29 protein-coding genes and 2 pseudogenes are annotated in these 25,951 nt (G+C 69.5%); 18 read left to right on the forward strand and 13 right to left on the reverse strand.

Going from position 1 to position 25,951, the window contains the following annotated elements:
- Positions 1-25 precede the first annotated feature (25 nt).
- Positions 26-1,036 carry an AAA family ATPase gene (locus LT974_RS00005; protein ID WP_232588512.1) on the forward strand — a complete coding sequence of 337 codons (1,011 nt, stop codon included), beginning with the start codon at positions 26-28 and terminating at the stop codon, positions 1,034-1,036.
- Positions 1,037-1,078: 42 nt separating this feature from the next.
- Here LT974_RS00005 and LT974_RS00010 read toward each other — a convergent pair whose 3' ends face one another.
- The gene (locus LT974_RS00010; RefSeq protein ID WP_232588513.1) at positions 1,079-1,228 is read right to left on the reverse strand and encodes a hypothetical protein; all 150 of its coding nucleotides are present in this window, start codon (positions 1,226-1,228) and stop codon (positions 1,079-1,081) included.
- A 119-nt stretch (positions 1,229-1,347) separates the two neighbouring features.
- On the opposite strand from LT974_RS00010, the gene LT974_RS00015 reads away from it, so the two are divergent.
- Positions 1,348-1,695 carry a hypothetical protein gene (locus LT974_RS00015; protein ID WP_232588514.1) on the forward strand — a complete coding sequence of 116 codons (348 nt, stop codon included), beginning with the start codon at positions 1,348-1,350 and terminating at the stop codon, positions 1,693-1,695.
- On the opposite strand, the gene LT974_RS00020 is transcribed toward LT974_RS00015, so the two are convergent.
- The 3 genes from LT974_RS00020 to LT974_RS00030 all read right to left on the reverse strand — a co-directional run bounded on the left by LT974_RS00020 (position 1,686) and on the right by LT974_RS00030 (position 3,793).
- The gene (locus tag LT974_RS00020) at positions 1,686-2,297 is read right to left on the reverse strand and encodes a hypothetical protein (protein ID WP_232588515.1); all 612 of its coding nucleotides are present in this window, start codon (positions 2,295-2,297) and stop codon (positions 1,686-1,688) included. The genes LT974_RS00015 and LT974_RS00020 overlap by 10 nt on opposite strands.
- Before the next feature lie 117 nt (positions 2,298-2,414).
- Positions 2,415-2,663: a hypothetical protein gene (locus LT974_RS00025; protein WP_232588516.1), complete on the reverse strand. Its 249-nt coding sequence runs from the start codon at positions 2,661-2,663 to the stop codon at positions 2,415-2,417.
- Positions 2,664-2,830: 167 nt separating this feature from the next.
- Entirely contained in the window at positions 2,831-3,793 is a 963-nt protein-coding gene (locus tag LT974_RS00030) for a TIGR01177 family methyltransferase (protein WP_232588517.1), read from the reverse strand.
- A gap of 115 nt (positions 3,794-3,908) precedes the next feature.
- Between LT974_RS00030 and LT974_RS00035 the strand changes: the two genes are divergently transcribed.
- Genes LT974_RS00035 through LT974_RS00045 form a run of 3 tightly spaced genes read left to right on the forward strand, consistent with a single transcriptional unit; the run spans position 3,909 to position 5,253 of the window.
- The gene (locus LT974_RS00035) at positions 3,909-4,469 is read left to right on the forward strand and encodes a TATA-box-binding protein (RefSeq protein WP_058984403.1); all 561 of its coding nucleotides are present in this window, start codon (positions 3,909-3,911) and stop codon (positions 4,467-4,469) included.
- A 6-nt stretch (positions 4,470-4,475) separates the two neighbouring features.
- Positions 4,476-4,844 (forward strand): DUF7473 family protein, encoded by a 369-nt coding sequence (locus tag LT974_RS00040; protein ID WP_230889738.1) that lies wholly within the window; start codon positions 4,476-4,478, stop codon positions 4,842-4,844.
- A gap of 58 nt (positions 4,845-4,902) precedes the next feature.
- Positions 4,903-5,253, forward strand: a complete 351-nt coding sequence (locus LT974_RS00045; RefSeq protein WP_232588518.1) for a hypothetical protein — start codon at positions 4,903-4,905, stop codon at positions 5,251-5,253.
- Here LT974_RS00045 and hisG read toward each other — a convergent pair whose 3' ends face one another.
- The 3 genes from hisG to LT974_RS00060 all read right to left on the reverse strand — a co-directional run bounded on the left by hisG (position 5,254) and on the right by LT974_RS00060 (position 7,245).
- Positions 5,254-6,102, reverse strand: coding sequence for an ATP phosphoribosyltransferase (gene hisG / locus LT974_RS00050; protein WP_232588519.1), 849 nt, complete (start codon positions 6,100-6,102; stop codon positions 5,254-5,256).
- A 384-nt stretch (positions 6,103-6,486) separates the two neighbouring features.
- Positions 6,487-7,014: a 2'-5' RNA ligase family protein gene (locus tag LT974_RS00055; protein ID WP_232588520.1), complete on the reverse strand. Its 528-nt coding sequence runs from the start codon at positions 7,012-7,014 to the stop codon at positions 6,487-6,489.
- A gap of 42 nt (positions 7,015-7,056) precedes the next feature.
- Entirely contained in the window at positions 7,057-7,245 is a 189-nt protein-coding gene (locus LT974_RS00060; protein WP_232590285.1) for a DUF7554 family protein, read from the reverse strand.
- 317 nt (positions 7,246-7,562) lie between these two features.
- On the opposite strand from LT974_RS00060, the gene LT974_RS00065 reads away from it, so the two are divergent.
- The 11 genes from LT974_RS00065 to thrC all read left to right on the forward strand — a co-directional run bounded on the left by LT974_RS00065 (position 7,563) and on the right by thrC (position 18,054).
- A complete protein-coding gene (locus LT974_RS00065) occupies positions 7,563-8,819 on the forward strand; it encodes an argininosuccinate synthase (protein WP_232588521.1) in 1,257 nt (418 codons plus the stop codon).
- Positions 8,816-10,345, forward strand: coding sequence for an argininosuccinate lyase (gene argH, locus LT974_RS00070; protein WP_232588522.1), 1,530 nt, complete (start codon positions 8,816-8,818; stop codon positions 10,343-10,345). Before LT974_RS00065 ends, argH begins: the two co-directional genes overlap by 4 nt.
- A gap of 230 nt (positions 10,346-10,575) precedes the next feature.
- Positions 10,576-10,740, forward strand: a complete 165-nt coding sequence (gene lysW / locus LT974_RS00075; RefSeq protein ID WP_058984487.1) for a lysine biosynthesis protein LysW — start codon at positions 10,576-10,578, stop codon at positions 10,738-10,740.
- Position 10,741: 1 nt separating this feature from the next.
- The gene (gene lysX, locus LT974_RS00080) at positions 10,742-11,608 is read left to right on the forward strand and encodes a lysine biosynthesis protein LysX (protein WP_232588523.1); all 867 of its coding nucleotides are present in this window, start codon (positions 10,742-10,744) and stop codon (positions 11,606-11,608) included.
- Positions 11,608-12,687: an N-acetyl-gamma-glutamyl-phosphate reductase gene (argC, locus tag LT974_RS00085; RefSeq protein WP_232588524.1), complete on the forward strand. Its 1,080-nt coding sequence runs from the start codon at positions 11,608-11,610 to the stop codon at positions 12,685-12,687. The genes lysX and argC overlap by 1 nt, the downstream gene beginning before the upstream one ends.
- Entirely contained in the window at positions 12,684-13,520 is an 837-nt protein-coding gene (locus tag LT974_RS00090; RefSeq protein ID WP_232588525.1) for an acetylglutamate/acetylaminoadipate kinase, read from the forward strand. The genes argC and LT974_RS00090 overlap by 4 nt, the downstream gene beginning before the upstream one ends.
- The gene (locus tag LT974_RS00095; protein ID WP_232588526.1) at positions 13,517-14,629 is read left to right on the forward strand and encodes an aspartate aminotransferase family protein; all 1,113 of its coding nucleotides are present in this window, start codon (positions 13,517-13,519) and stop codon (positions 14,627-14,629) included. Before LT974_RS00090 ends, LT974_RS00095 begins: the two co-directional genes overlap by 4 nt.
- Positions 14,626-15,666, forward strand: a complete 1,041-nt coding sequence (locus LT974_RS00100; protein ID WP_232588527.1) for a [LysW]-lysine hydrolase — start codon at positions 14,626-14,628, stop codon at positions 15,664-15,666. The genes LT974_RS00095 and LT974_RS00100 overlap by 4 nt, the downstream gene beginning before the upstream one ends.
- A complete protein-coding gene (argF, locus tag LT974_RS00105) occupies positions 15,654-16,535 on the forward strand; it encodes an ornithine carbamoyltransferase (protein ID WP_232588528.1) in 882 nt (293 codons plus the stop codon). Before LT974_RS00100 ends, argF begins: the two co-directional genes overlap by 13 nt.
- A gap of 46 nt (positions 16,536-16,581) precedes the next feature.
- Positions 16,582-16,746: a hypothetical protein gene (locus LT974_RS00110; RefSeq protein ID WP_232588529.1), complete on the forward strand. Its 165-nt coding sequence runs from the start codon at positions 16,582-16,584 to the stop codon at positions 16,744-16,746.
- A gap of 60 nt (positions 16,747-16,806) precedes the next feature.
- The gene (gene thrC / locus LT974_RS00115; RefSeq protein ID WP_232588530.1) at positions 16,807-18,054 is read left to right on the forward strand and encodes a threonine synthase; all 1,248 of its coding nucleotides are present in this window, start codon (positions 16,807-16,809) and stop codon (positions 18,052-18,054) included.
- Positions 18,055-18,060: 6 nt separating this feature from the next.
- Here the strand turns inward: thrC and LT974_RS00120 are convergent.
- From LT974_RS00120 to serA, 3 genes and pseudogenes are all read right to left on the reverse strand, one after another.
- Positions 18,061-18,246: pseudogene (locus LT974_RS00120) on the reverse strand (acyl-CoA thioesterase); the annotation flags it as partial.
- 132 nt (positions 18,247-18,378) lie between these two features.
- Positions 18,379-18,679: pseudogene (locus LT974_RS00125) on the reverse strand (acyl-CoA thioesterase); the annotation flags it as partial.
- 32 nt (positions 18,680-18,711) lie between these two features.
- The gene (serA, locus tag LT974_RS00130) at positions 18,712-20,295 is read right to left on the reverse strand and encodes a phosphoglycerate dehydrogenase (RefSeq protein ID WP_232588531.1); all 1,584 of its coding nucleotides are present in this window, start codon (positions 20,293-20,295) and stop codon (positions 18,712-18,714) included.
- A gap of 251 nt (positions 20,296-20,546) precedes the next feature.
- On the opposite strand from serA, the gene serB reads away from it, so the two are divergent.
- Entirely contained in the window at positions 20,547-21,182 is a 636-nt protein-coding gene (gene serB, locus LT974_RS00135) for a phosphoserine phosphatase SerB (protein ID WP_232588532.1), read from the forward strand.
- Between the two features lie 261 nt (positions 21,183-21,443).
- Positions 21,444-21,980: a DUF7344 domain-containing protein gene (locus tag LT974_RS00140; protein ID WP_232588533.1), complete on the forward strand. Its 537-nt coding sequence runs from the start codon at positions 21,444-21,446 to the stop codon at positions 21,978-21,980.
- On the opposite strand, the gene LT974_RS00145 is transcribed toward LT974_RS00140, so the two are convergent.
- The 3 genes from LT974_RS00145 to LT974_RS00155 form a co-directional block, all read right to left on the reverse strand.
- Positions 21,981-23,273 (reverse strand): O-acetylhomoserine aminocarboxypropyltransferase/cysteine synthase family protein, encoded by a 1,293-nt coding sequence (locus LT974_RS00145; protein WP_232588534.1) that lies wholly within the window; start codon positions 23,271-23,273, stop codon positions 21,981-21,983.
- A 104-nt stretch (positions 23,274-23,377) separates the two neighbouring features.
- On the reverse strand, positions 23,378-24,559 hold the full coding sequence (gene metX / locus LT974_RS00150; RefSeq protein ID WP_232588535.1) for a homoserine O-acetyltransferase MetX: 1,182 nt from the start codon (positions 24,557-24,559) through the stop codon (positions 23,378-23,380).
- Complete coding sequence (locus tag LT974_RS00155; protein WP_232588536.1) at positions 24,559-25,890, reverse strand: O-acetylhomoserine aminocarboxypropyltransferase/cysteine synthase family protein; 1,332 nt, start codon at positions 25,888-25,890, stop codon at positions 24,559-24,561. Before LT974_RS00155 ends, metX begins: the two co-directional genes overlap by 1 nt.
- Positions 25,891-25,951: the final 61 nt, after the last annotated feature.

Genomic DNA, 25,951 nt, shown 5'->3' on the forward strand with positions numbered 1-25,951 from the left:
GCCCCGTGGCGGTTACTGACCGGTAATGGACGAGCCGCTGTGGATAGACGCGCACGCGCCGTCGCTGGCCGACCTCCCACAGGCGGAACTTCGGGACCGCCTGCGGGACGCCACCGACGAGCCCGTGAATCTGGTCGTCTACGGCCCCGAGGGCGCGGGGAAGACGGCGGCGGTGCGCGCGCTCGCCGAGCACGCCCACGAGGCCCCCGAGAACGACCTCGTGGAGCTGAACGTGCAGGACTTCTTCGGGATGACGAAAAAGGAGGTCAGCGAGGACCCGCGGTTCTCGCAGTTCATCTCCTCGAAGCGCCGCCGGAACTCCTCGAAGGCGGACCTCATCAACCACGTGCTCAAGGAGTCCGCGAGCTACCCGCCGGTCTCCGGGGAGTACAACACGATTCTGCTCGACAACGCCGAGGCGATTCGGGAGGACTTCCAGCAGGCGCTGCGCCGCGTGATGGAACGCCACCACGAGGCGACCCAGTTCATCATCGCGACCCGCCAGCCGTCGAAGCTCATCCCGCCGATTCGCTCGCGCTGCTTCCCGGTGTCCGTGCGCGCGCCGACGCCCGACGAAATCACCGCCGTGCTCCGCGACATCGTGGACGCCGAGGGCGTGGAGTCCGACGCGGACGGCATCGAGTTCGTCGCGGGGTACGCCGACGGCGACCTCCGGAAGGCCATCCTGGGCGCGCAGACGACCGCCGAGCAGGAGGGCGAAATCACGATGAACACGGCCTACGAGACGCTCCAGGACGTCGGTCCCGACGACCAGATCACGTCGATGCTGGACGACGCGGAGGCCGGCGAGTTCACGGACGCGCGCTCGACGCTCGACGACCTGCTCGTCGACGACGGGCTGAGCGGCGAGGAGGTGCTCGAAGAGATTCTGCGCGTCGGGCGGTCGCGCTACGACGGCGAGGAGCTCGCAGAGATCCACCGGCTCGCGGGCGACGTGGAGTTCGACCTGCACGCGGGGAACAGCGACCGGATTCAGGTCGGGCGGCTGCTCGCGGAACTCGGTCGAGAGACGTAATCGCCGCCCGCCGCGTGTGGTTTCGTGTTCGCCTCGCGGCCGTCAGGCGAACACGAGCAGCCCGACGAACAGGCCGAAGACGAGAACGACCGGGAGCAGCATCCAGAACACGTCGGCCAGGCTCGTCCCGTCGGTCGAGGGGTTATTCGGGGGCGAGCCCAGCCCGATACCTAGGTCGTCACCGTCCTGCACGAATGACTGTTCGAAGCGAGTCGGTAAGTACTCTGTGTCGGTTCTGGAGGCGCGAGCGCGCCGTGGCCGCGGGCACTCCGAAGGAGTAGTTTTTCTACGCGCGGCCACCGAGAGCCACTGTGTCTCTCGCCGACCAGTTCGAGCGCGTCGGAATCGTCGCCGGTGCCGTCCTGTTGGTGGCGCTGCCGCTGTCACTGGCCGTGGACGCACTCGTCGGCCCGGAAACGCCGTGGTGGCAGCTACTCGTCGTGCTCGGCCCCGGGTTCGTCGTCGGGTGGGCGGCGGCCGCCGACGACCTGCCGGTGGCGTACGGGAGCGTCTGGTTCGTCTGCTTCGTCGGCTACCTGCTCTCGGTCGCGACGATTCGCCTGCTCGAACTGGTGCCCGTCCACGAACACACGACGAGCGTGCTGGTCGTGCTCGCGGCGTCGTTCGCGGTTGCCGTCGTCGCCGACAGTTACCGGTAGGCACGACGCGCGTAGACGAGCGCCGGCAAACCCAGCGGGAGCGCGAGGACGCCGAACACGGCTGCGAGGCGGCGGCCGCTCCGTCCGTCCGAGCGCGTGAGTAGGAACGCCACGACGCCGAGCACGGCGACGGCGTACGCGAGGTTGCTCCAGGTGGGAACGTACGACGAACAGTACCCCCAGCAGACGAGGGTGTACGACGGGGCGTTCCACGTCGGTGGGTAGAGTTTCGGCCAGAAGAACCGGCAGTACGTGGTGAGCGCCACCATCAGGTAGGCGGGGAGGCCGACCAGCCACGCGTTCGGCCCGAGTGGCGTTCGGGCGGCGTAGCGGCGGTACACGGCGAGTAACGCGAACGGAAGCGCGGCCACCCACGTCCAGACAGCGAGCGTGTACGTGACCGGCCAGTGCTCGATGCGGGGTTGCGTGACTGGGAGGCGCAGCGACGCGGGCAGCGTCGCCCACGGGAACGACGGGTCCGGGACGGGGTTGGTGAGGAACGCGACCAGCCCGAGGAGTGTGCCAACCGCGAGTGCAGCGACGCCGAGGTCAGCGGCGGCGTCGAAGCAGTCGGGTAGCGGGTCCGGGGCACGCTCCGACATACGTCCCCCTTACGCGGCGGGGATTGATTGCAGTTTCTGCTTCGAATCCGAACTCACCGGCAGTGTGAGCCAGCGGTTTCCGGTCCTCGAACGGGTCTCGGAGTGACGAATCGAAGGTTAGCCCGATGGTTCTCGGTGCTTCCGCGCAGCGACGGCGCCGAGGAACGCCAGCGAGACGAGCGCGCGCTTCGGGCTGATGCCGAGCGCGAGCGGTGAATCGTCGTTCTGTTCGCTGTCGGAGCCGCCGGCGAACGTGACGAGTGCGGAATCTTCCGTCGTGACTGTCGACTCGCTGCTCGCGGCGACAGATTGGACGCCGGCACCCACCAGCAGGCAGACGACGGCAGCGACGGCACAGAGACGCACGGCAGTTTCGGCGTTGATATCGTAGGTTAGCCGATACGTAGCCAAAAAGGTTATCTGATAATCGTTGTCGTGCTAGGCACCACCAGAGCGCGTATATATCGAAATAGTAGGATACGGGGGCTATCTACTCGTCCTGATTGTTACCTTTCGTTGTCACGTCGCTCATGTCAGTCGAGTACGAGGACGTAGCGTGTCAGGGAGCGGTGGACGCGGCGCTCGAAGCGCTCGGCGACCGTCCAGTCGGCGTCGCGCGCGGCGGGCCGCCAGTCGCGGTCGGCGACGAGCACGCAGCGGTCGGTGACGCGCCGGGCTTCTGCGAGCGCGCCGGCGACGAGGTCCGCGAGTTCGTGCGTCTCGACTTTCGACTGGCGGCCGTACGGCGCGTCGAAGATGACCGCGTCGGCGGTGTCGTCCCGGAGTGGGAGCCGGGTGGCGTCGGCACGCGCGACGTCGAAGTCCGGGACGTACGCGGCGAGGTTCCGACGAGCGCCCGCGACCATCTTCTGCTGGGCGTCGGTGCCGACCGGGCGCGCGCCGAGCAAGCCGGCTTCGATGAGCACGCCGCCGGTGCCACACATCGGATCGAGGACGACGTCGCCCGACTTGACGCGCGCGAGGTTGCAGAGCGCGCGTGCCAACAACGGGTCCATGCTGCCCGGCTGGAAGAACGGGCGGTCGGTGGGCTTGCGCTCGCCGAAGTCGCGGACGGACTCGGCGGCGAGCCACGCGAGGAAGCAGGAGTCGTCAGCGAAGAGTGCCCGGAGCTCGTGGTCTGGGTCGTCCAAGTCCACGTCGAAGCCGGCGTCGACGAGCACGCCGCCGAGGTCGCGCTCGGCCTGCTGGGTGTCGACGTCGGTCGTGTTGCGGACGTTGCGCGCACGGACCGCGACCGAGCGCGCGCGCGCGACGTCGGCGTCTCGGAGCGCGTCGACGGCGGCGGCGACGCTGGCGTCGGTTGTGGCGACGTGGTCGCCGGCGCGGTGCGTGTACGCGAGGCTGCGGAAGCGCTCGCGGTCGACGTCGCTGGCGAGACCGATACCGGGGGCCGCGACGCGGACGTCGGTCGCGGCGGCGCGGGCTTCGGCGGCGGCGAAGTCGTCGTCGGCACCGCCGAGTTCGAGGACGTACACGTCGGCAACTGGACGCCCGCGGGCAATCAGCCTGCCGGCATCGCGGGGTACTTGAGGCGTTACTCCCCGGACTACCAACCTTTATAAACCTTAAATACGTGATTTAAACCGTACGATGACCGACCCCAAGGAAACCATCAATATTGAAAACGTGGTCGCCTCCACCGGCATCGGCCAGGAGCTCGACCTCCAGAGCGTCGCGATGGACTTGGAGGGGGCCGACTACGACCCCGAGCAGTTCCCCGGCCTCGTCTACCGCACGCAGGACCCCAAGAGCGCCGCGCTCATCTTCCGGTCCGGCAAAATCGTCTGCACCGGCGCGAAATCGACCGACGACGTCCACGAGAGCCTCCGAATCGTCTTCGACAAGCTCCGCGAACTCTCCATCGAAGTCGAGGAGGAGCCCGAAATCGTCGTCCAGAACATCGTCACCTCCGCGGACCTCGGCCGCCAGCTCAACCTCAACGCCATCGCCATCGGCCTCGGCCTCGAGAACATCGAGTACGAGCCCGAGCAGTTCCCCGGCCTCGTCTACCGCCTCGACGAACCGGAAGTCGTCGCGCTGCTGTTCGGCTCCGGGAAGCTCGTCATCACCGGCGGGAAGAAGCCCGAGGACGCCGAACACGCCGTCGACAAGATCGTCTCCCGGCTCGAAGAGCTCGGCCTCCTCGAATAAGGCGACGTGGTCGTCCTCCAGGTCCAGCCCGCGCCCGGCACGCTCGGCCAGTACGTCGGCACGCTCGTCGGCGGCTGGCTGCTGTTCGCGTTCACCGCGCACGTCGCCGCGACGTACATACTCGGCGACGTCCCGTGGAAGCGCGCGCTGCTCGTCGGCGTCGCGCCCGCGGTCGTCACGGTCGCGCTCGTCCGGTACAATCCGGCCATCATCATCGCCGTCAGCCTCGCCGCCGACTTCGCGGCCGTCCACGCGGTCTACCGCGTGAAGTACCGGACCGCCGCGCTCGTCGTCGTGATGCACTACGTCGTCTCGGTGGCGTTGGTGTTGCTCGCCGCGAACCTGCTGGCGCTGTTGAGCACCGCGCCGGCCTGAGTTGCACGCGCAGAGAACGGCCGTCTCGCTTTTTGGCCCGTCCCGAGTACTCGCAGCCATGAACGGCTACGAGCGGCGCGCCCTCCACGCGAGCGCCCTCGCGCTCGCCGCCGCTGCGCTCGCGTACGCCGCGTCCTACGTCCACGAACCCGGGGCCGACGTCGCCGCCGTCTTCGGCATCGCCGCCGTCCTCCTCGGCGCGTACCACGCGCTCGGCGACCCCGACGCGGCCGCGGGCGCGTGGCTCTCTCCGACCGGCGCTGCGGTCCTCGCAGTCGTCGCGGACGCCGCCCAAGACCTCCGCCTCGCGGCGCTCGCGCTCGCGGGCCTGAGCGTGCTCGGGTTCGTCCTCTACCCGCTCACGGCAGCCGCTGCGCGAGCCGTCGCAGGCGGCGACTTCCTCGGATAGTTACTCGACGAGGCGCTCGATTTCGGTGACGAGGATACCGGTCGCGCCCTCGCGCTTGAGGTCGTTGACCGCCTCGAAGACGTCGCGCTCCTCGACGACCGCGTGCACCGCCACGATGCCGGGTTCGTCGACGTCCAGCACGGTCGGCCCGCCGAGCCCCGGAATCACGCCCTCGATGGCGTCGAGGTTCTCCTCGGGCGCGTTCAACATCAGGTAGCGCTTGCCCGCCGCGGAAAGTACGGACTGCAGCGCGGTCTCGACCTGCTCGACTTTCGGGTCGTCGGTGACGTCCTCGCGGGCGAACAGCCGCACGGAACTCTGGAGCACCTCGTCGACGATTTTCAGGCGGTTCACGCGCAGCGTCGTCCCTGTCGACGTGATGTCCACGATGGCGTCGGCCATCTCCACGTGCGGCGTCAGCTCGGTCGCACCAGACACCTCCACGATGTCCGGGCTAACGGCCTTCCCGTCGAAGTACGCGCGCGTAATCGTCGGGAACTCCGTCGCGACCGTCTTCCCCGCCAAATCATCGGCGGCGTCGATGCTGCCGTCCTCCGGCGCTGCGAGCACCAGCCGGCACGTCCCGTAATCGAGGTCCAGCAATTCTTCGACGTTGTCCGCGCCGGATTCGTGCACCTGGTCGAGGCCCGTGATGCCGAGGTCCGCCGCGCCGTCCGCGACGTACTCCGGGATGTCCGCCGCCCGCGCGTACAACACGGTAATCTCGGGGTCGACGGTGTCGGCGTACAACTGGCGTTCCGCACCGCTCTCCACGCCGATCCCGGCTCTGTCGAGGAGGTCCAGCGTCGGATCGTGGATACGGCCCTTGTTGGGCACGGCAATTCGCATGTGGTCTGCGTAGGTGTGGCACGGGGAACTAGGTTTTCCTTGTGGCAGTGCGAGAATCGCGTTCGATTCTGCGTCGAGGGACGGCGATACGTACTACGACACCCCGAAAGCCCCGGCGGGCTACGGTCGCGCGGCTCGCGGTGCTCGCGTGCTTGCTTCGCCGTGCTTCCCGTAGCCCGCCGCCCCTTTCAGTCCGCCCACTTACCGGCTGACCAACTGGCTACGGGTGGACTGAAAGGGGCGGGCCGGTCGGCTGCTCCCGGACGAAGTAAGCACCGCAGGCCGGCGGCCGAGGAGCACAACGAGTCCCGGAGCACCGAGCGGCCCGGGGCTTTCGAGGTGTTCCCGTCGAGATGACGGCGAGCAGCCGAGGCAACAGCGAATCTACGCGGGAAGAGAGAGCGTGTCGACGCGTTCGCCGTATTCGGCGTCGTAGAGGTAGAGTTCCTCGATGTTCCACGTGACGGGGCCGACGCGGCGGCCGTCGACGTTCTCGACGGCGCGGCGGCCGCGGAAGCCGTCTGCGTCGCGGGCGAGCGTGACGTGGGGGTCGTAGTCGTCACCGCCCTCCATCACGGGCACGGGGTCGAAGACCTCACAGAGGCGCTGGTGGAGGCCGTGGAGGCCGGGGCTCTCGACAGCGAGGTAGACGACGGGACTGGAGCCGTTCGGCGGATTCTCGAACGTGTCGACTTCGGCGACGCGGGCTTCGACGACGGGCGCGCCGGCGAGGGCGTCCTGAGCGGTCTGCCACGCCGTGCGGAGTTGTTTGCGGTCGGCGGCGGGGACGCGTTTGACGAGCAGCGTCTGCTCGCGGCGCTCGCGGACGCGAGCGAACTCCGACAGCGCCGGGCGGAGGTCCGCGGCGACCGCCTTGACCGCGTCCGGCACTGGAGCGTTCACGCTGTACACACGCTCTCGTGGGGGCTGGAGCGGGAAAGCGCTGACGTTACGCTAGATTCGGTCGAGCAGCCACAGCACGAGGAGGACGAGGACGATAGTGCCGACGAGCGGCGGCGCGAGGCCGAGGAGGCCGCTGAGCACGCCGAGAATCCCCTCGAGGATTTCGAGGGCGAGCCAAACGACGACGAGCACCAGCACGATTTTCAGCAGGTCTTCGACGTCGAGTTTGCCGCGGGCCATGGGCACACGTGGGTCGTTCGGGGAGCACGCAGATAAGGATTCAGGAAGTCGTGTGGCGTGTTACCATTAATGGCAAGACCACGGGATGGGAGCAACGTTTAAGCACTCGGGACTGTTCGAGACTGGTAATGACGCAGTCGTCGGCTCACGCCCGCTGCTCGCCCTCGGTGAGCCGCGGGGCCGTCGGCTGTCCGGCGTCCTCCCGTCGCGTGCCGCGACGACCGGGGTCCTTCTGACCCCACTACAGCTACATCCCTCGTTTTCGGTCTCGCACCACTTCCCGACTACCGCGGCACACAACACACACGGAACACAGAATGACAGGAGGAACGGTCGCGCTCGCCTTCTCCGGCGGGCTCGACACGACGGTTTGCGTACCGCTGCTGAAAGAAGAGTACGGCTACGACGACGTCATCGGCGTGACAGTCGACGTCGGCCAGCCCGAGTCAGAGTTCGCCGAAGCCCACGAGACGGCCGACGCGCTCGGCGTCGACCACTACGTCGTGGACGCGAAAGCCGAGTTCGCCGACCTCTGCTTCGAGGCGGTGCAGGCGAACGCCAGCTACCAGGGCTACCCGCTCGGCACGGCGCTCGCGCGCCCGGTCATCGCCGAGGCGATTCTCGGCGTCGCCGAGGAACAAGGCTGCACGGCGCTCGCACACGGCTGCACCGGGAAGGGCAACGACCAACTGCGCTTCGAGGCCGTCTGGCGCGCCAGCGACCTCGACGTCATCGCCCCCGTCCGCGAACTCGGCCTCACGCGCGAGTGGGAAATCGACTACGCCGACGAGAAAGGCCTGCCAGTCGAGGCAGGCAACGAGGGCGAGTGGAGCATCGACACGAACCTCTGGAGCCGCTCCGTGGAGGGCGGCCAGCTCGAAGACCCCGGCTACGAGCCGCCGGCGGACATCTACAACTGGACGGACGCCCCCAGCGACGAGACCGAAACCATCGACATCGAGTTCGAGCAGGGCGTCCCGGTTGCCGTCGACGGCGACGAGATGGAGCCGGTCCCGCTCATCGAGCACCTCAACGACCTCGCCGGGAGCTACGGCGTCGGCCGCACGGACATGATGGAGGACCGCATGCTCGGCCTGAAGGTCCGCGAGAACTACGAGCACCCGGCGGCGACGACGCTGCTGACGGCCCACGAGGCGCTCGAACAGCTCGTCCTGACGAAAGACGAGCGCGACTTCAGCCAGCAGGTCAGCCAGCAGTGGTCCCAGAAGGCCTACGAGGGCCTCGTCGACCACCCGCTGATGGACGCGCTCAACGGCTTCTTCGAGGGCACCCAGCAGAAGGTCACGGGCACGGTCACCATCAAATTCGAGGGCGGGCAGGCCCGTCCGGTCGCCCGCGAGAGCGAGTACGCGGTGTACTCCGCGGACGCCGCGAGCTTCGACACCGAGACCGTCAACGGCATCGAGCAGGGCGACGCGACCGGCGTCGCGAAGTACCACGGCTTCCAGTCCCGCCTCGCGAACGCGAGCAAGCCCGAACTCAAGCCCGACGGCGGCGACGAGGCGCAGAACGCCTCGGGAAGTACGAGCAACGACGGAGCGATCGACGAATGAGCGGGGAGAACGACGGCACGGTGGTGCGCCGCGACCGCTTCAGCGGCGGCCCCGCGCGGTCGTTCCTCTCCTCGATGGACGCCGACCACCGCATCTTCGCGGCGGACCTCGCGGTCGACCGCGCGCACGTCGTGATGCTCGCCGAACAGGGCGTCGTCGACGACGACGAGGCGGCGACGATTCTTTCCGCGCTCGACAGCGTCGAGGACGCCGGCTTCGACGCGCTCCCCGACGGCGAGGACGTCCACGAAGCAATCGAGACCGCGGTCGTCGAACGCGTCGGCCCGGTCGGCGGGAAGATGCACACGGCGCGCTCGCGCAACGACGAGGTCGCCACCTGCATCCGGTGTCGCCTCCGCGAGGACGTGCTGGACGCGCTGAACGTCGTCCTGACGCTCCGCACGGCGCTGGCGGACGTCGCCGAGGCCGAAGCGGAGACCGTGATGCCGGGGTACACGCACCTCCAGCCCGCGCAGCCGACGACGGTCGCGCACTGGGCGCTCTCCTACGAGGAGACGCTCGCGCGCGACACCGGCCGGCTGCTGGACGCGTTCGACCGCACGAACCAGTCGCCACTTGGCGCGGCGGCGTTCGCGGGCACCACGTTCGACGTGGACCGCGAGCGCACCGCCGACCTCCTCGGGTTCGACGGCATCGTGACGAACTCGATGGACGCGTCGGCGAGCCGCGACTTCCTCCTCGAAACGGTGGCGGCGCTGTCCTCGGTCGCGGTGACGTGCTCGGGGCTCGCGGAGGATATTGTCCTGTTCGCCAACCGCGGGTTCGTGGAGTTGAGCGACGACTACTCCTCGACGTCCTCGATTATGCCCCAGAAGAAGAACCCGGACACGCTGGAACTCGTGCGCGCGACCGCGGGCGACGCGGTGGGCGCGTACACGAGTCTCGCGACGACGCTGAAGGGGCTGCCGCGGGCGTACAACCGCGACCTCCAGCGCGCCACGCCGCACGCGTGGGAGGTCGTCGACGACGTGACGGACGCCGTGGAGGTGGCCGCGGGCGCAGTCGCAACGGCCGAGTGGCCCGCCGAGGAACTCGAGGCCGCAGCAGGCGAGCGGTTCTCGACGGCGACCGGCGTGGCGGACGCGCTCGCGGCGGCGGGGATGCCGTTCCGCACCGCCCACGAAATCGTCGCGCTCGCGGCCGAACACGGCGAGGCGGCGGACGCGACGAACTCGGTTCCGGAGAGCCACGCCAGCGACGGCGTCAGCGGCATCGCCGGCGAGCACAGCGCGGATCTCGTCGCGGTGGACGCGGCGGCCCGCGAAGTGACCGGGAAGCCGCTGTCGGAACTCGCGGACCCGGAGGTCGTGGCCGCGGCGCTGGACCCCGTGACGAACGTCGCACAGCGCGACTCCACGGGCGGTCCCGCGCCCGAGGCCGTCCGGGACGCGCTCGACGACGTGCGGGTCGCGCTCGCAGCGGACGAGGCAGCGGTCGCGGACCACGAGGAAGCGCTGGCCGCGGCGGCCGACGACCTCGCCGCGGAGGTGGCGACGTATGAGTGAGGCGGCCGCTGCCACAGCCGGCGACGAGCAGCCGGCGAGCACGCCAGCCGGCCTGCGACGAGAGCGACCGCCCCTCCGTGGGCAAATAGACAACATACTTACTACGTATCTGGTTCCGATTGCTCGCTCGGTTCGCGCGCTTTCGCGCCGTTAGCTGCTTCTCCAGCTAGTAAAAGAAGTTTGACAAGTCCGATTAGCTTAAGTGCTATCAGTGAGAACGTGGGAGTGCTATGAGCACATGTCCCGAATGCGGGTCCGACGTGGCCCTGCACGACGACCTCGAAGTCGGCGAAATCGTCGACTGCGACACCTGTGGCACCGAACTGGAAGTCGTCGACACCGCCCCGCCGGTCCTCGATCGAGCGCCCGAGCTCTCCGAGGATTGGGGGGAGTAAGTTGCGCGTCGGCATCCTGTACTCCCGGATTCGGAAGGACGAGAAACTGCTGCTCGCCGAGCTGCGCGAGCGCGGCCACGCCGTCGAGAAAATCGACGTCCGCAAGCACGGGTTCGGCCTCGACGGCACCGACGCCGCCCTCGCGGACTGCGACCTCGTGGTGGACCGCTGCCTGGCGACCAGCCGCAGCAAGTACGCCACGGAGTTCTGCGAGCACTACGACGTCCCCGTCGTGAACAGCCCCGACACCGCGGCCGTCTGCGCGGACAAAGTGCGGACGAGCCTCGCGCTCGACGACGCGGGACTCCCCACGCCCGACACCACGGTCGCGTTCACCACCGAGAGCGCGCTGGAGGCCGTCGAGTCGTACGGCTACCCCTGCGTGCTGAAGCCCGTCGTGGGCTCGTGGGGGCGCTTGATGGCGAAGCTGGACTCGCGGAACGCCGCGGAGGCGGTCCTCGAACACAAGGCGACGCTGGGGCACTACGAGCACAAGGTGTTCTACATCCAGGACTTCGTCGAGAAGCCGGGGCGCGACATCCGCGTGCTGGCGACCGACGGCGAGCCCGTCGCCGCGATGACGCGCTCGGGCGACCACTGGCTGACCAACGCCGCGAAGGGCGCGGAGACGAACTCCTTCGAGGTCGACGAGGAGGTCGCCGACCTCGTCGAGACCGCCAGCGACGCGGTCGGCGGCGGCCTGCTGGGTGTGGACCTGATGGAGACCGGCGACGGCTACACCGTGCACGAAGTCAACCACACCGTGGAGTTCAAGGCGCTGAACGATGCCAGCGATGTCGACGTCCCGGCTGCGGTCGTCGACTGGCTGGAGGACCGCGCGGCCGCGGAAGTGGAGGTGACGCCCTGATGGCGGCCACCGGCGGCACGACCGCGACGGTCGTCGGCGGGAGCGGGTTCGCGGGCGGCGAACTCCTCCGCCTGCTCGCCGGCCACCCCGGCTTCGAGGTGGCGCAGGCGACCAGCCGCGAGTACACGAACAAGACTGTCGGGAGCGTCCACCCGAACCTCCGCGACCTCGACCTGCGCTTCACGCCGCCGACGGACCTCGAATCCGTCGACGTGCTGTTCGCGGCAGCACCGCACGGCGTCGCGATGGACCACCTCGACGAGTGGCAGGCCGCCGCGGACACCGTGGTCGACCTGAGCGCGGACTTCCGCCTCGAAACCGAAGCGCAGTACAGCGAGTGGTACGACGGCCACAGTGCGCCCGAACACCTCGACGACGCGGTGTACGCGCTCCCCGAATTGAGTCGGGGCGACCTGCCGGGCGCGAACCTGATTGCGGGCGGCGGTTGCAACGCCACCGCGACGATTCTCGGCCTGCTCCCCCTGCAGGAGGCCGGCCTCCTCGACGACGCGCACGTCGTCGTGGACGTGAAAGTCGGCTCCTCGGAGGGTGGCGCGGGCGGCGGCCCCGCCTCCTCGCACCCCGAGCGCTCGGGCGTCGTGCGCCCGTACGCGCCCACGAGCCACCGCCACGAGGCCGAAATCGAGCAGGAACTCGGGCTCTCGGTCTCCTTTACCGCGCACGCCGTGGACATGGTCCGCGGCGCGAGCGCGACCTGCCACGTGTTCCCCGCGAACGGAGTGAGCGGGGGCTCGGAAGACTCGTCTTCCGGTGTCTCCACGGGCGACCTCTGGAGCGCGTACCGTGGGACGTACGAGCACGAACCGTTCGTGGACGTCGTCGCGGGCGGCAGCGGCGTCTACCGCTACCCCGAGCCGAAGGCCGTCGCCGGCACGAACGGCGCGGAGGTCGGCTTCGAACTGGACGAGGACAACGACCGCATCGTGGCGTTCTCGGCCATCGACAACATGATGAAAGGCTCCGCCGGGCAGGCCGTCCACGCGGCGAACGTCGCGCTCGGCTTCGAGGAGGCCGCGGGCCTCGACCAACTCGGGTTGCACCCGGTGGGGAGTCCATGACGGTAGTAGTGAAAATCGGCGGCGCGCGCGCCGTCGACCCGGCGGGCGCGGTGACCGACGTCGCACACCTCACGGTGAACGACGAGGACGTCGTGGTCGTCCACGGCGGGTCGACGGCGGTCGACGACGCGCTCGACCAGATGGGCAAGGAGCCCGAGTACGTGGAGTCGCCGTCGGGCGTCACCGGCCGGTTCACGGACGAGGAGACGATGGACGTCTTCGAGATGGCGATGGGGAAGGTCAACACCGACCTCGTCGCGGCGTTCGAGAACGCGGGCGTGCCCGCGGTCGGCCTCAACGGCGTCGACGGGAAACTGCTGACGGGGCCGCGGAAGTCCGCGGTGCGCGTCGTCGAGGACGGCAAGCAAAAAATTCGCCGCGGCGAGCACTCCGGCACCATCGAGGAAGTCAACACTGACTTGCTGGAGACTCAGTTGAACGCGGGCTACGTGCCCGTGGTGTCGGTGCCGATGTTCGCGAAGGAGAGCGACGACGAGGAGGAGTGGACGCCCGTGAACGCGGACGCGGACCGCGCGGCAGCGGCCGTCGCGGGCGCGCTCGACGCGACGCTGGTCGTGCTGACCGACGTCGAGGGCGTCTACGCCGACCGCGACGACCCGACTTCGCTCATCGAGGAGGTGTTGACTCCCGCGGACCTCGACGGCGCGAAAGCGGCCGCGGAGGGGTTCATGACGAAGAAGGTGCTGGCGGCGACCGAAGCGCTGGAGGGCGGCGCGGAGGCGGTCGTGGTGTCGGACGCGAACCGCCGCGACCCCATCGTCGCCGCGCTCGAAGGTGCTGGGACGCGCTTCAGCCCGGAGGCCCTCTCATGAGCGGCTTCGTCTTCGGGGAGAAGCCCATCCAAATCGAATCCGGCGAGGGGCCGTACGTCTACGACGACGACGGGAACGAGTACCTCGACATGGGCGCGTCGTACGCGTGCGCGCCGGCCGGCCACTGCCACCCCGACGTGGTCGACGCCGTCGAGTCGCAGGCCAGCGACCTGCTGTTCGTGCAGGGCTCGTACCCCACGGAGACCCGGACCGCGCTCTACGACCGCCTCGGCGACCTCGCGCCCGGCGAGCTGGACAACGTCTGGCTCTGTAACTCCGGGACGGAAGCCAACGAGGCGGCGCTGAAGTTCGCGCGCCACGCGACCGGCCGCGAGAAGGTCGTCGCGGCCAAGCGCGCGTTCCACGGCCGCACGCTCGGCGCGCTGGCGGCGACGTGGAAGCAGCAGTACCGCGAGGGGTTCGCGGTCCCCGAGAACGTGGAGTTCGTCGACTACGGGGACAGTGACGCGCTCGCCGAGGCCGTCGACGACGAGACGGCGGCTGTCATTCTCGAGCCGATTCAGGGCGAGGGTGGCGTCCACTCCGCGCCCGAGGGCTACCTGCAGGCCGCGCGCGACGCCTGCGACGAGACGGGTGCGGCGCTCGTCTTCGACGAGATTCAGACCGGGCTCGGGCGCACGGGCTCGCTGTGGGCGTGCGAGCAGGCCGGCGTCGTGCCGGACGCGCTCACCGTCGCGAAGGGGCTGGGCAGCGGCCTCCCCATCGGCGCGACGCTGGTCGCGGACTGGCTCGCGGAGGACAGCGGCAACCACGGCTCGACGTTCTCCGGCGGCCCCGTGCCGTGCGCGGCGGCGCTCGCGACGATCGACGTTCTGGAGGACGACGACCTCGCGGCGAACGCGGCGAGCGTCGGCGACTACCTCCGAGAGCAACTCGCGGAGCTGCCGGTACGTGACGTGCGCGGCGACGGCCTGCTGATTGGCGTCGAGGTGAAACGGGGGGCGAATCGGGCGCTTCGCGCGCTCGCGATGAACCACGGGATTCTCGCGCTCCCCGCGGGTCGCACCGTGGTACGCCTCTTACCGCCGTTAACTGTCACCGAGTCCCACGCCGATCGCGTGGTCGACGCGCTCGCCGAGGAGCTATGACCCCACGGGACCTCCTCCGCGACCTCGTCTCGACCCCCTCTGTTTCGGGTGCGGAATCCGAGGCTGCGGGGGTACTCGTCGACTACTTCGAGCGCCACGGCCGCGAGGCGTGGACCGACGACGCCGGCAACGTCCGCGCGCCCGGCGACGACAGCGTGCTCCTCACGAGCCACATCGACACCGTTCCCGGCTACATCGACGTGCGCGTCGAGGACGGGGAGACGTCGAAGACGTCTCAGGCAGACGGCGAACTCTGGGGCCGGGGCAGCGTGGACGCGACCGGGCCGCTGGCCGCGATGGCCGCGGCGAGCGTCGAGACCGGCGCGTCGTTCGCGGGCGTCGTCGAGGAGGAGACGACCTCGGCGGGCGCGCGTCACCTCGTCGAGGACCGCGCGGAGCCCGACGCCGTCGTGAACGGCGAACCGTCGGGCTGGGACGCGTTGACGCTGGGCTATCGCGGGCTCGTCGCGGGCACCTACGAGGTCGCCACCGAGAGCGGTCACTCCTCGCGCCCCGAGCCCAACGCTGTCCAGATTGCGACCGCGTGGACCGAGCGCGTGCGCGCGGCGTTCCCCGACGACGACACCGTCTTCGAGTCGGTGACCGTCAAGCCCGTCTCCTTCGACGGCGGCCTCGCCGAGGACGGCACCGCCGTCGAGGCGACCGTGGAGATGCAGTTCCGGCTGCCGCCCGGCACCACCGCCGACGACGTCTACGAGACGGTCGCGGACTGCACGGAGGCTGGCTCGGTGACGTGGACGGAGTCGATTCCGCCTGTCATGGCGAGCCCGCGGACGCCCGTCTCGGGCGCGCTCCGCGCGGGCATCCGCGAGGCGGGCGGCGACCCCACGCACCTCCGGAAGACCGGCACGAGCGACGCGAATATCTACGCCGGCGCGTGGGACTGCCCCGTCGCCACCTACGGCCCCGGGGACTCCAATTTGGACCACGCGCCCGACGAACGCATCGACCTCGCCGCCTTCGACCGCGGCGTCGACGTACTCACCACCGCAGCAGACAGGCTATGCACTTCCTGACAATCGACGACCTCACGACCGACGAACTGGCCGGCGTCGTAGACGACGCGGCCGCGTTGAAGCGCGCGCAAGCCGACGGCATGCCCCACGAGGCCCTCCCCGGGCGCTCGCTGGCGATGCTGTTCGAGAAGCCGTCGACGCGAACCCGCGTGAGCTTCGAGGTCGGAATGACCCAGCTCGGCGGCCACGGCGTCTTCCTCGGCGACGACGACATCCAACTGGGCCGCGGCGAACCCGTCGCGGACACCGCCCGCGCGCTCGGCCGGTACGTCGACGCGGTGATGGCGCGCGTCTTCGACCACGACGACCTCGAGGAGATTGCCGCGCACGCCGACGCGCCGGTCGTGAACGGCCTCACCGACGACGCCCACCCGTGTCAGGCGCTCGCGGACCTCCTGACGCTCCGCGAAGTCGTCGGCGACTCCGGGACGGTGGCGTGGGTCGGCGACGGCAACAACGTCGCGGCGTCGTTCACCGTCGGCGCGGCGATGATGGGCTACGACGTGCAGGTGGCGACGCCCGAGGGCTACGGCCTCGACGACTCCGTCATCGCGCGCGCCGAGGAGCACGGCGACGTGACCGTGACCACGGACCCCGAGGCTGCCACCGCGGCCGCCGAAGTCGTCTACACGGACGTCTGGGTGAGCATGGGCCAAGAGAGCGAGCGCGAACAGCGCCTCGACGCCTTCGAGGGGTTCCAGGTCGACGACGACCTGCTCGGGGACGCCGCGTTCATGCACTGCCTGCCCGCGAACCGCGGCGAGGAAGTCACCGCCGACGTCATCGACGGCCCGCAGTCCGTCGTCTGGCAGCAGGCCGAGAACCGCCTGCACGCCCAGAAGGCGCTGCTCGTCGAACTCGTGGACTGAACACCCACCGCCAGCTTTTCCGTCGCCGCCCGCGAGCGTGAGCGTGATGACCGACAGCGCCCTCCAGAAACACGTCGACGTCGCGCTCGTCCTCCTCGCCGCCAACTTCCTGTTGTTGTTCGCGCTCGCGCTCGAATTCGTTCCCGGCGCCGCACTCGGCGTCGCCGTCCTCGCCGGGCTCGTCGGCTACGGGGTACTCCGGTCGGACTGAGCGCTGGCAAAAGCCGCAACACCCGCCCCGTATTTGTGTCTCCGTCACCGAGACGTGACCATGACTGACCTCTCGCTGGGCGGCCCGACGCCCGACGTCGCCGACGACGGCGTCTGGCTGGCGTGCGTCGAGTGCGGCGACACCATCGCGCCGTTCGACGACGTGGTGTACGAGTGCCCGGACTGCGGTGGCCTGCTGGAAGCCCAGTACGACGACTACCCGGCGTTCGACGAGTTCTCCGGCGACGGCGTCTGGCGGTACTCCGCGGCGCTCCCCTTCGACGAGGGCGTCTCGATCCGCGAGGGGAACACGCCGCTGTACGACGTCCCCGCAATCGAGGCCGAAGCGGACGTCGCGGACCTCCGCGTGAAACACGAGGGCGCGAACCCGACTGGCAGTTTCAAGGACCGCGGGATGACCGTCGGCGTGAAGGTCGCCGACCGGCTCGGCGTCGACCGACTCGCGTGCGCGTCCACGGGGAACACGTCCGCGGCGCTGGCGGCGTACGGCGCTCGCGCGAACACGCCCGTGCTCGTCCTCCTTCCCGCCGGCAAGGTCGCCGCGGGGAAGGTCGCGCAGGCGGCGCTGCACGGTGCGCGCATCTGCGAGGTGGACGGCAACTTCGACGACTGCCTCGACGTCGTCGCGGAGCTTGCGGACCGCGGGGAGGCGTACCTCCTGAACAGCCTCAACCCGTTCCGCCTGGAGGGCCAGAAGACCATCGGCCTCGAAATCCTAGAGCAGTCCCGGGACGCCCACGGGCACTTCCCGGACCGCATCGTGCTGCCGGTCGGGAACGCGGGGAACACGGCGGCGCTGTACAAGTGCTTCCGCGAACTCGTCGAAGCGGGCGAACTCGAGGAGTCCGAGATGCCGAAGCTCACGGGCGTGCAGGCCGAGGGCGCGGCCCCGATGGTCGAGGCCGTCGAGAAGGGCCGCGACTACGTCGAGCGCTGGAACGACGTGGAGACGCGGGCGACCGCCATCCGCATCGGCAACCCCGTGAACGCGCCGAAGGCGCTGCCCGGCATCTACGACACGGGTGGGACGGCCGTCGCCGTCTCCGACGAGAAGATTACCGAGGCCCAGCGCATGCTCGCGGAGGACGGCGTCGGCGTGGAGCCGGCGTCCGCCGCGAGCGTCGCCGGCCTCCTGAAACTCCGCGAGCGCGGCGACATCGACGCCGACGAGCGCGTCGTCTGCCTCACCACGGGCCACCTCCTGAAGGACCCCGAGGCGGCCGCCGAAGCCGGCGGCGACACGACGCCCGTCCCCGCGGACGCGGACGGCGTGCTGGACGCGCTGTAACTGTTCTCAGTCGGTCCCTTCGCTGGCGAGCGCTTCCTGTTCGAGCCGGCGGTCGCGGTCGGTTTCGACGGTCAGTTCGGGCACTGTCGTGGGTTTCATCGCCTCGTCGACGGCGACGAACACGAAGTGCGAACTCGTCGTCTGCTCGGTCTCCCCGGTCCGGGGGTCCTCGCGGAACGCCCGTAAGCGGACGTGCACGCTGCTCGCGGGTCACTCTACTCGCGGCTCCCGAGGGTCACCGCTCGGCATTCCGCGCTCTCCTCCGTCGAGCGTGCGCTCCCCGCTCGCTGTAACGTGGCTCGCTTCGCCCACCACGCTGCTCGTCCCGGCGTCGTAGGCGTACGACTCGATGGCGCAGATGTCGCCCTGCGGAATCGGGCGCTCGAAGTCGAGGCCGTTGATGCGCGCGGTGACGCACGTCGACCCCGCGAGCCGCATCGCGGACATCGCGCCCACCTCGTCCATCCACTTCACGACGTTGCCGTCCTCAGAACGCACAGCGTTCTGACGGGCTGCGAAAATCGCTCCGCGATTTTCGAACACCGTGCGCTGACGCGTAGTTGTTCGTGTCGTCGGGCTGGACGCGCACGCGGTTCTCGATGTACGTCTCCGAAACTGTCGGCACGAACGAACGGGCGGGCCGACGGGAGAAAAGCGTTACTCGCCGTTCAGCTCGATGTTGTGGACGTCGATGATGCGCTCGTCCGCGAGCAGTTCGTCGAGGGCTGCCTCGGGGACCGTGGAGTCGAGGTTGTAGACGGTGAGCGCCTCGCCGCCGATGGTCTCGCGGGCGTTGAACATCCCCGCGATGTTGACGCCGTTATCGCCGAGCACGGTGCCGATGAAGCCGATGACGCCGGGCTCGTCATCGTTGCGCGCGGCGAGCATGTGGCCGTGTGGGACGGCGTCGACGCGGTAGCCGTCGATTTTCACGAGGCGCGGGTCGTCGCCCGCGAACAGCGTGCCGGAGACGGCGAGCGCCTCGTCGCTGTTCCCGACCGTGACCGAGACGAGGCTCTGGAAGTCCTCGCTCTGGCGGGTCTTCGACTCGGTGACGTCGATGCCGCGCTCCTCGGCGACGCGGGGCGCGTTGACGGCGTTGACCTGCCACTCCAGCGGGTCGAAGACGCCCTTCTGCGCGCTCGCGGTGACGAGGTCGAGGTCCTCCTCGGCGATGTCGCCCTCGTAGCTGACTTCGACGCGCTCGATGCGGCCGTCGAACAGCTGGGCGGCGACCTTCCCGGCGGTCTCGGCGAGGCCGATGTACGGCTCGATGCGGCCGAACGAGCTCTCGTCGACGCTCGGCGCGTTCAGCGCGTTCAGCACGGGTTCGTCGTTCAGCGCGGCGACGGCCTGGTCGGCGGTCGAGGTGGCGACGTGCTCCTGGGCGGCCTGCGTGGACGCGCCGAGGTGCGGCGTCACGACGATGTCCTCGACGTCCAGCAGCGGCGAATCCTGGGAGAGCGGCTCCTCGGCGAACACGTCGAGCGCCGCGCCCGCGAGCACGCCGTCCTCGACCGCGTCGGCGAGCGCATCCTCGTCGACGACGCCGCCGCGCGCGACGTTGACGACGTAGCCGTCTTCGAGCTGCGCGAACTCGTCCTCGCCGAGCAGACCCTCCGTCTCGTCCGTGAGCGGGACGTGGACGGTGACGAAGTCCGCGCGCTCGATGCACTCGTCGAACTCCACGAGGTCGGCGCCGAGCTGTTCGGCGCGCTCCTCGCCGATGTAGGGGTCGTAGGCGACGAGGTCCATGCCGAGGCCGCCGAGGCGCTTGGCGACCTCCTGGCCGACGCGACCGAGGCCGACGACGCCCAGCGTCTTTCCGTTGAGCTCCGTGCCGAGGAACTCTCCTTTCGCCCACTCGCCGTCCTTGAGGCGGTCGTGGGCCTGCGGGATGGAGCGCGCGGCGGCGAACGCCATCGCGACGCTGTGCTCGGCGGCGGCGCGGACGTTCCCCTCGGGCGCGTTGGCGACGATGACGCCGTGCTCGGTGGCGGCGTCGATGTCGATGTTGTCCACGCCGATGCCGGCGCGACCGACGATGACGAGGTCGTCGGCGGCGTCGAACAGTTCCTCGGTGACTTCCGTGCCGGAACGGACGATGAGGCCGTGGGCGTCGCTGACGGCGTCGATGAGCGCGTCGTCCTCCACGTCGTAGTCGGTTTCGACGTCGTGGCCCGCCTCGCGGAGTCGGTCGAGGCCGGCGTCCGCGATGGGGTCCGTGACGAGTACCTTCATGCGAAGTCGGTCGGTTCACTCGCGGATAAGCGTTTCCGCACGTGCACGAATTGTCGGTGGTTCACGCACCACCAGAATACGCAAGTTCGTGTATCTTCCCGCTTCGGGGAGTGGACGTTTGCCCACGCCCGCGTCCCTATCCGGCGGAGCTTGCCGGACTCGACCGATTCAGTGGCGTCCCGGTTGGCGCCCGCGAGTAACGTCTGCCAGAGGAGCGACGCTTTTCCCTGCCCGTCGCCTAGGCGGCGCTAATGACGCTCGTCGCGTTCGACTTCGACGGCACGCTCGCGGACTCGGAGATGATGGACCGCCTCGCCGCCCATCACGGCGTCGGCGACGAAGTGTCCAGTATCACCGAGCGCGCGATGCGCGGCGAACTCTCCTACGCCGAGAGCCTCCGCGAGCGCGCCAGCCTCGTCGCCGGCCTCCCCACGACGGACGCCGCCGACGTGTACAGTGACGTCCGCCTGCGGGACGGCGCGGGCGAACTGCTCGGGAAACTCTCGGACGACGGCGTCCGCGTCGTCGTGCTCACTGGCGGGTTCGGCCCCGGCGTGGAGACCGCACTCGACGCCGCGGGCGTGACCGTCGACCGCGTCGTCGCCAACAGCCTGCCGGAGGCCGACGGCGAACTCACGGGCGACGTAGAGGGCCCGCTCATCGAGGGGACGAAAGACGACGCGCTCGTGGACGTCTGCACGGAGTTCGGCGTGGACGTGGCGGACTCCGTGGCCGTCGGTGACGGTGCCAACGACGCGCCGATGCTCGACGAGGCCGGCTGCGGCGTCGGCTTCCAGCCGAAACCCGGCGTGGAGGAGCACTGCGACACGGTCGTCGCGTCGATGGCCGAATTAGAAGCGCTGCTGCGCGAGCGGAACATTCTGTAAGGGATAGAACCCCCGTAGCCGTGCGGGCGACGGGGTTCTGCGTTCCTTGTTGAAGCGTGTGACGAGAAACCCGCGACGGGTGGAGCCGCGGGGTTTCCCGGGCCGGACGGCCAGGGCACACTGAGCGATGCCGACCCGGGCGACTTCCGCTACACCCCTCTCACTCTTGCTTAATTGGTCGTTAAGGTCGCTTTCCTCACGTAATTGGGTGGCGTGTCGGCAACGGAAGGTTGATTGGCTGAAACGACAAATCGTGGGGTAGTGGCGGCCGACAAACCGGACGCGGACGAACTCCCCGAAACCGACATCCACGACGTCCTCCGCAACGACCGACGGCGCATGGTCATCGAGCTGCTCGGCGACGCCGAGGAGCCGGTGACCGCGCGGGAGCTCTCGGAAGTCATCGCGGCGCGGGAGACCGGCGAAGAGCCGCCGCCTCGCAACGTCCGACAGAGTGTCTACATCTCGCTCCAGCAGACCCACCTGCCGAAGCTCGCGGAGTTGGGCATCGTGGAGTACGACGAACAGACGAAGGAGGTCCGGCCCGCGGAGAACGCGCCCGCGCTCGGCGTCTACATGGAGGTCGTCCCGAAGTACGGCCTCTCGTACGCCGAGTACTACGCCGCGCTGGGCGTGCTCGGCGCACTCCTCGTGACTGCGGCCGAAATCGGCGTCCCTGGCGTGAGCGCGGTGAGCGCGAGCGTGTGGGCCGTCGCCGTCTTCGGCGTGCTCGTGGCCTCCGCGGCGTACCAGACGTACAGCCAGCGGAGCACGCTCGTCCACCGGCTGCGGGACTGACTACCGCGAGGCCTCCTCGATGGCGGCTTCGAGGTCCGCGACCACGTCCGCGGGGTTCTCGATGCCGACGCTCAGCCGCACGAGGTCGTCGCGGACGCCCGCGGCTTCCTTCTCCTCGTCGGTGAGCTGCTGGTGGGTGGTGCTGGCGGGGTGGATGATGAGCGTCTTCGCGTCACCGACGTTCGCCAGCAGGCTCGCGAGGTCGGTGTTCTCGGTGGTCTCCTTGGCGGCCTCGTAGCCGGCTTCCAATCCGAAGGTAATCATTCCGCCGTAGCCGCCGTCCAGGTACTCCGTGGCGTTGTCGTGGGTCGGGTGGTCCTCGAGGCCCGGATACGTGACCCACGCGACGTCCTCGTGGTCGACGAGGTACTCGGCGACCTTCTGGGCGTTCTCGCAGTGTTTCTCCATGCGCAGCGGCAGCGACTCCAGCTTCTCGAGGGTCTGCCACGCGTCGAACGGCGACTGCTGGTTGCCGAGGTCGCGCAGGCCGCGCGCGATGGCGGTGTACGTGAACGCCGCGTCCCCGAACCGCTCCGCGAAATTCACGCCGTGGTAGGCGGGGTTGTCCTTCGCGACTTCCGGGAACTTGTCCGCGTACTCCTCCCACGGGAAGTCGCCGCCGTCGACGAGCGCGCCGCCGACGGTGGTGCCGGCCCCGTGAATCCACTTCGTGGTGGAGTGCCAGACGATGTCCGCGCCGTGGTCGAGGGGGTTGCAGAGGTACGGCGTCGCGAACGTGTTGTCCACAATCAGGGGGACGCCCGCTTCGTCCGTGATTTCGCCGAGGCGCTCGAAGTCCGGCGTCGTCAGGCTCGGGTTGCCGATGGTCTCGACGAGCACGTACGCGGTGTCCTCGTCGATGGCCGCCTCGTAGGCGTCGTAGTCGAGGGCGTCCACGAACTCCGTCTCGACGCCGCGGCGCTCGACGCTGTGCGTGAGGTACGTGTACGTCCCGCCGTAGAGGTCGCTGGACGCGACGATGTTGTCGCCCGCGCTCGCGAGCACGAACGTCGCGAGGTCCAGACTCGCCATCCCCGAGGAGGTCGCGATAGCGCCGATGCCGCCCTCCAGCGCCGCGAGGCGCTCCTGGAGCGTCTCGACGGTCGGGTTCATCAGCCGCGAGTAGATGTACCCCGGCTTCTCCAGGGCGAACTGCGCGGCGGCGTCGTCGCTGTCCTCGAAGACGTACGACGTGGTCTGGTAGATGGGTGGGGCGCGCGCCCCCGTCTCATCGACTTCCTGGCCCGCGTGGACGCTGTTCGTGTCGAACCCGTAGTCGTCTCCGTCTCCCATGCCTGGTACTGCGTGCCCCGGGGTCGTTAAGCCGGGGGGTCGCCCGCAGTTCCTGCCGCGTACGGTGACGCTCGCTCGACGGCGAATGTTCCGAAAGAGGTTCGCTATCCCGAGAAGAGGCTGTTGTGGACGGGGGCGTACAGCGTCCGACGGTCGTCGTCGTGGTCGACAGTGTCGGTGACGGCGCGGCCGGCGACGCCGTTCGCGAGGAAGTCCCGGACGGGCGGGCCGACGGACTCGGGTTCGACGAGGAACGCGTCGTGGCCGTGGTCGGACTCGACGACGTGGTGCGAGACCGGGACCTCCTGCTCGCGGAACGCCTGCGCGAGGCCCTCGCTCTGGTCGACCGTGAAGTGCCAGTCGCCCGTGAACGACACCAGGAGGGATTCGCCGGCGAACGCGCCGACGGCGCTGGCGTCGGAGTCGTAGCCTTCCGCGAGGTCGTAGTCGTCCATCGCGCGCGTCAGGTAGAGGTAGCTGTTCGCGTCGAAGCGGTCGGTGAACTTCTCGGCCTGGTAATCGAGGTACGACTCGACGTCCCGGTACGGGAAGAACGCGCCCGCGTCGTCGACGGGGAACGCGTCGCTGCCGGCCTCGCGGCCCGCGGTGCGGCGGCCGAACTTCCGCTCCATGGAGTCCTTCGAGAGGTACATCAGGTGGCCGAGCTGGCGCGCGAGCGCGAGCCCCTGCTCGGGGAATCCCCCATTATAGTAGTCGCCGCCGTTCCAGTTCGGGTCGCCGCGGATGGCGCGCCGGGCGACCGCGTTCAGGCCGAGGCACTGCGCGTCGAGCCGGGGAGCGGCGGCGATGGCGGCGACGCGGCGGGCGTCGTCGGGGAAGCGGCGCGCCCAGTCGAGGGCGTTCATGCCGCCGACGCTGCCGCCGAGGACGGCGTGCAGGCGGCCGACGCCGAGGTCGTCGAGCAGGCGGCGCTGGCTGCGCGTCCAGTCACCGACCGTGACAGGTGGGAAGTCCGTGCCCCACGGTTCGCCGTCCGGTCCCTCGCTGGCGGGGCCGTCCGTGCCGTAGCACGACCCGGGGACGTTCGCGCAGACGACGTAGTACTCGTTCGTGTCGATGGCCTTCCCAGGGCCGACGACGTCGTGCCACCAGCCGCGGCCCTGGCCGTCGCCGCGGCCGCGGACGTGCTGGCTGCCCGTGAGCGCGTGGCAGACGAGGACCGCGTTGTCGCCCGTGAATTCGCCGTACGTCTCGTAGGCGACGGTAAAGTCCTCGACCGTCTGCCCGCTCTCGAACTCGAACTCGTCGAAGGTGGTCGTGGGCATCAGTGGGCGTCCTCCAGCGCTCGGTCGAAGTCCGCGAGCACGTCCGCGGTGTCCTCGATGCCCACGGAGACGCGAATCATATCGGGACGGACGCCGGCGGCGCGCTGTTCGTCCTCGGAGAGCTGTGCGTGCGTGGTGCTGGCGGGGTGGATGACGAGCGTCTTCGCGTCCCCGACGTTCGCCGCGAACGAGGCGAGTTCGACGCCCTCGCAGACGGCCTTCGCGGCGCCGAAGCCGCCCTCGGGGCCGAACGTGAGCATCCCGCCGTAGCCGCCGGCAGACGAGTCTGCCGAGGTGCCACTCGCTCCGCGCGCGGCACCGCCATCGAGGTACTCGCTGGCGGCGTCGTGCGTGGGGTGGTTCTCGTGGCCCGGATAGGAGACCCACGCGACGTCCTCGTGGTCCGCGAGGAACGCCGCGAGCGCGGCGGCGTTCTCGCAGTGGCGGTCCATCCGCAGCGGCAGCGTCTCGACGCCCTGCATGGTCTGCCACGCGTCGAAGGGCGTCTGGCCGGTGCCGGTGGCGCGGACGGCGCGCTGGCGGACGGCCGCGGCGAGCGCGCGGTCGCCGAAGCGCTCCGTGAAGTCGAAGCCGTACGCGGGGTTCTCGCCGGAGAGTTCGGGGAAGTCGGCGTCCGGGTGGTCCCACGGGAACGTCCCGCCGTCCACGACGACGCCGCCGAGCGTAGTGCCCGCGCCGTGGAGCCACTTGGTCGTGGACTCCCAGACGACGTCCGCGCCGTGCTCGATTGGGCGACAGAGGTGCGGGGTGGCGAACGTGTTGTCCACGACGAGCGGGACGGCGTGGTCGTGGGCGACATCCGCGATGGCCTCGAAGTCGGGTGTGACGAGCGACGGGTTCGCGATGGTTTCGACGTGGACGAACGCGGTGTCCTCGTCGATGGCGGCCTCGACGGCTGCGGGGTCGAGCGCGTCGACGGTCCGGGTGTCGACGCCGCGCTTGCCGGCGATGTGCGAGAAGTACGTGCCGGTGCCGCCGTACATGTCCTCGCTGGCGACGATGTTCCGGCCGGCTTCGGCGAGCACGGTGGTGATGCCGTCGATGGCACCCATGCCGGCGTTGGTGGCGACGGCGGCGACGCCGCCTTCGAGGCTCGCGAGGCGGTCCTCGAGCGTCGATACCGTGGGGTTGGAGATGCGCGAGTAGACGTCTGCCTCGGACTCTAAGGCGTACCGTTCGGCGGCGTCGTCGGCGTCCGGGAAAACGTACGACGTGGTCTGGTAGATGGGTGGGGCGCGCGCCCCTGTCTCGTCGGGCTCCTGGCCCGCGTGGACGCTACGGGTGTGTCGCCCGCCGCTCGAGTCAGTCATGTACTGAAGTAATATAGCCCGAAAAGAATATGCATGGCAGTTACGGCAACGCTTGCCCAGG

This window comes from Halobacterium noricense (genome assembly GCF_021233435.1).
In the GTDB taxonomy this organism is placed as follows: domain Archaea; phylum Halobacteriota; class Halobacteria; order Halobacteriales; family Halobacteriaceae; genus Halobacterium; species Halobacterium noricense.

Bases quoted from the DNA above. Each gene is read 5' to 3' on its own strand.
- LT974_RS00005 (WP_232588512.1), top strand. From the start codon at position 26: ATGGACGAGCCGCTGTGGATAGACGCGCACGCGCCGTCGCTGGCCGAC.
- LT974_RS00020 (WP_232588515.1), bottom strand. From the start codon at position 2,297: ATGTCGGAGCGTGCCCCGGACCCGCTACCCGACTGCTTCGACGCCGCC.
- LT974_RS00035 (WP_058984403.1), top strand. From the start codon at position 3,909: ATGACCGACCCCAAGGAAACCATCAATATTGAAAACGTGGTCGCCTCC.
- LT974_RS00045 (WP_232588518.1), top strand. From the start codon at position 4,903: ATGAACGGCTACGAGCGGCGCGCCCTCCACGCGAGCGCCCTCGCGCTC.
- hisG (WP_232588519.1), bottom strand. From the start codon at position 6,102: ATGCGAATTGCCGTGCCCAACAAGGGCCGTATCCACGATCCGACGCTG.
- LT974_RS00060 (WP_232590285.1), bottom strand. From the start codon at position 7,245: ATGGCCCGCGGCAAACTCGACGTCGAAGACCTGCTGAAAATCGTGCTG.
- LT974_RS00065 (WP_232588521.1), top strand. From the start codon at position 7,563: ATGACAGGAGGAACGGTCGCGCTCGCCTTCTCCGGCGGGCTCGACACG.
- argH (WP_232588522.1), top strand. From the start codon at position 8,816: ATGAGCGGGGAGAACGACGGCACGGTGGTGCGCCGCGACCGCTTCAGC.
- lysW (WP_058984487.1), top strand. From the start codon at position 10,576: ATGAGCACATGTCCCGAATGCGGGTCCGACGTGGCCCTGCACGACGAC.
- argC (WP_232588524.1), top strand. From the start codon at position 11,608: ATGGCGGCCACCGGCGGCACGACCGCGACGGTCGTCGGCGGGAGCGGG.
- LT974_RS00090 (WP_232588525.1), top strand. From the start codon at position 12,684: ATGACGGTAGTAGTGAAAATCGGCGGCGCGCGCGCCGTCGACCCGGCG.
- LT974_RS00095 (WP_232588526.1), top strand. From the start codon at position 13,517: ATGAGCGGCTTCGTCTTCGGGGAGAAGCCCATCCAAATCGAATCCGGC.
- LT974_RS00100 (WP_232588527.1), top strand. From the start codon at position 14,626: ATGACCCCACGGGACCTCCTCCGCGACCTCGTCTCGACCCCCTCTGTT.
- argF (WP_232588528.1), top strand. From the start codon at position 15,654: ATGCACTTCCTGACAATCGACGACCTCACGACCGACGAACTGGCCGGC.
- LT974_RS00110 (WP_232588529.1), top strand. From the start codon at position 16,582: ATGACCGACAGCGCCCTCCAGAAACACGTCGACGTCGCGCTCGTCCTC.
- thrC (WP_232588530.1), top strand. From the start codon at position 16,807: ATGACTGACCTCTCGCTGGGCGGCCCGACGCCCGACGTCGCCGACGAC.
- serA (WP_232588531.1), bottom strand. From the start codon at position 20,295: ATGAAGGTACTCGTCACGGACCCCATCGCGGACGCCGGCCTCGACCGA.
- serB (WP_232588532.1), top strand. From the start codon at position 20,547: ATGACGCTCGTCGCGTTCGACTTCGACGGCACGCTCGCGGACTCGGAG.
- LT974_RS00145 (WP_232588534.1), bottom strand. From the start codon at position 23,273: ATGGGAGACGGAGACGACTACGGGTTCGACACGAACAGCGTCCACGCG.
- metX (WP_232588535.1), bottom strand. From the start codon at position 24,559: ATGCCCACGACCACCTTCGACGAGTTCGAGTTCGAGAGCGGGCAGACG.
- LT974_RS00155 (WP_232588536.1), bottom strand. From the start codon at position 25,890: ATGACTGACTCGAGCGGCGGGCGACACACCCGTAGCGTCCACGCGGGC.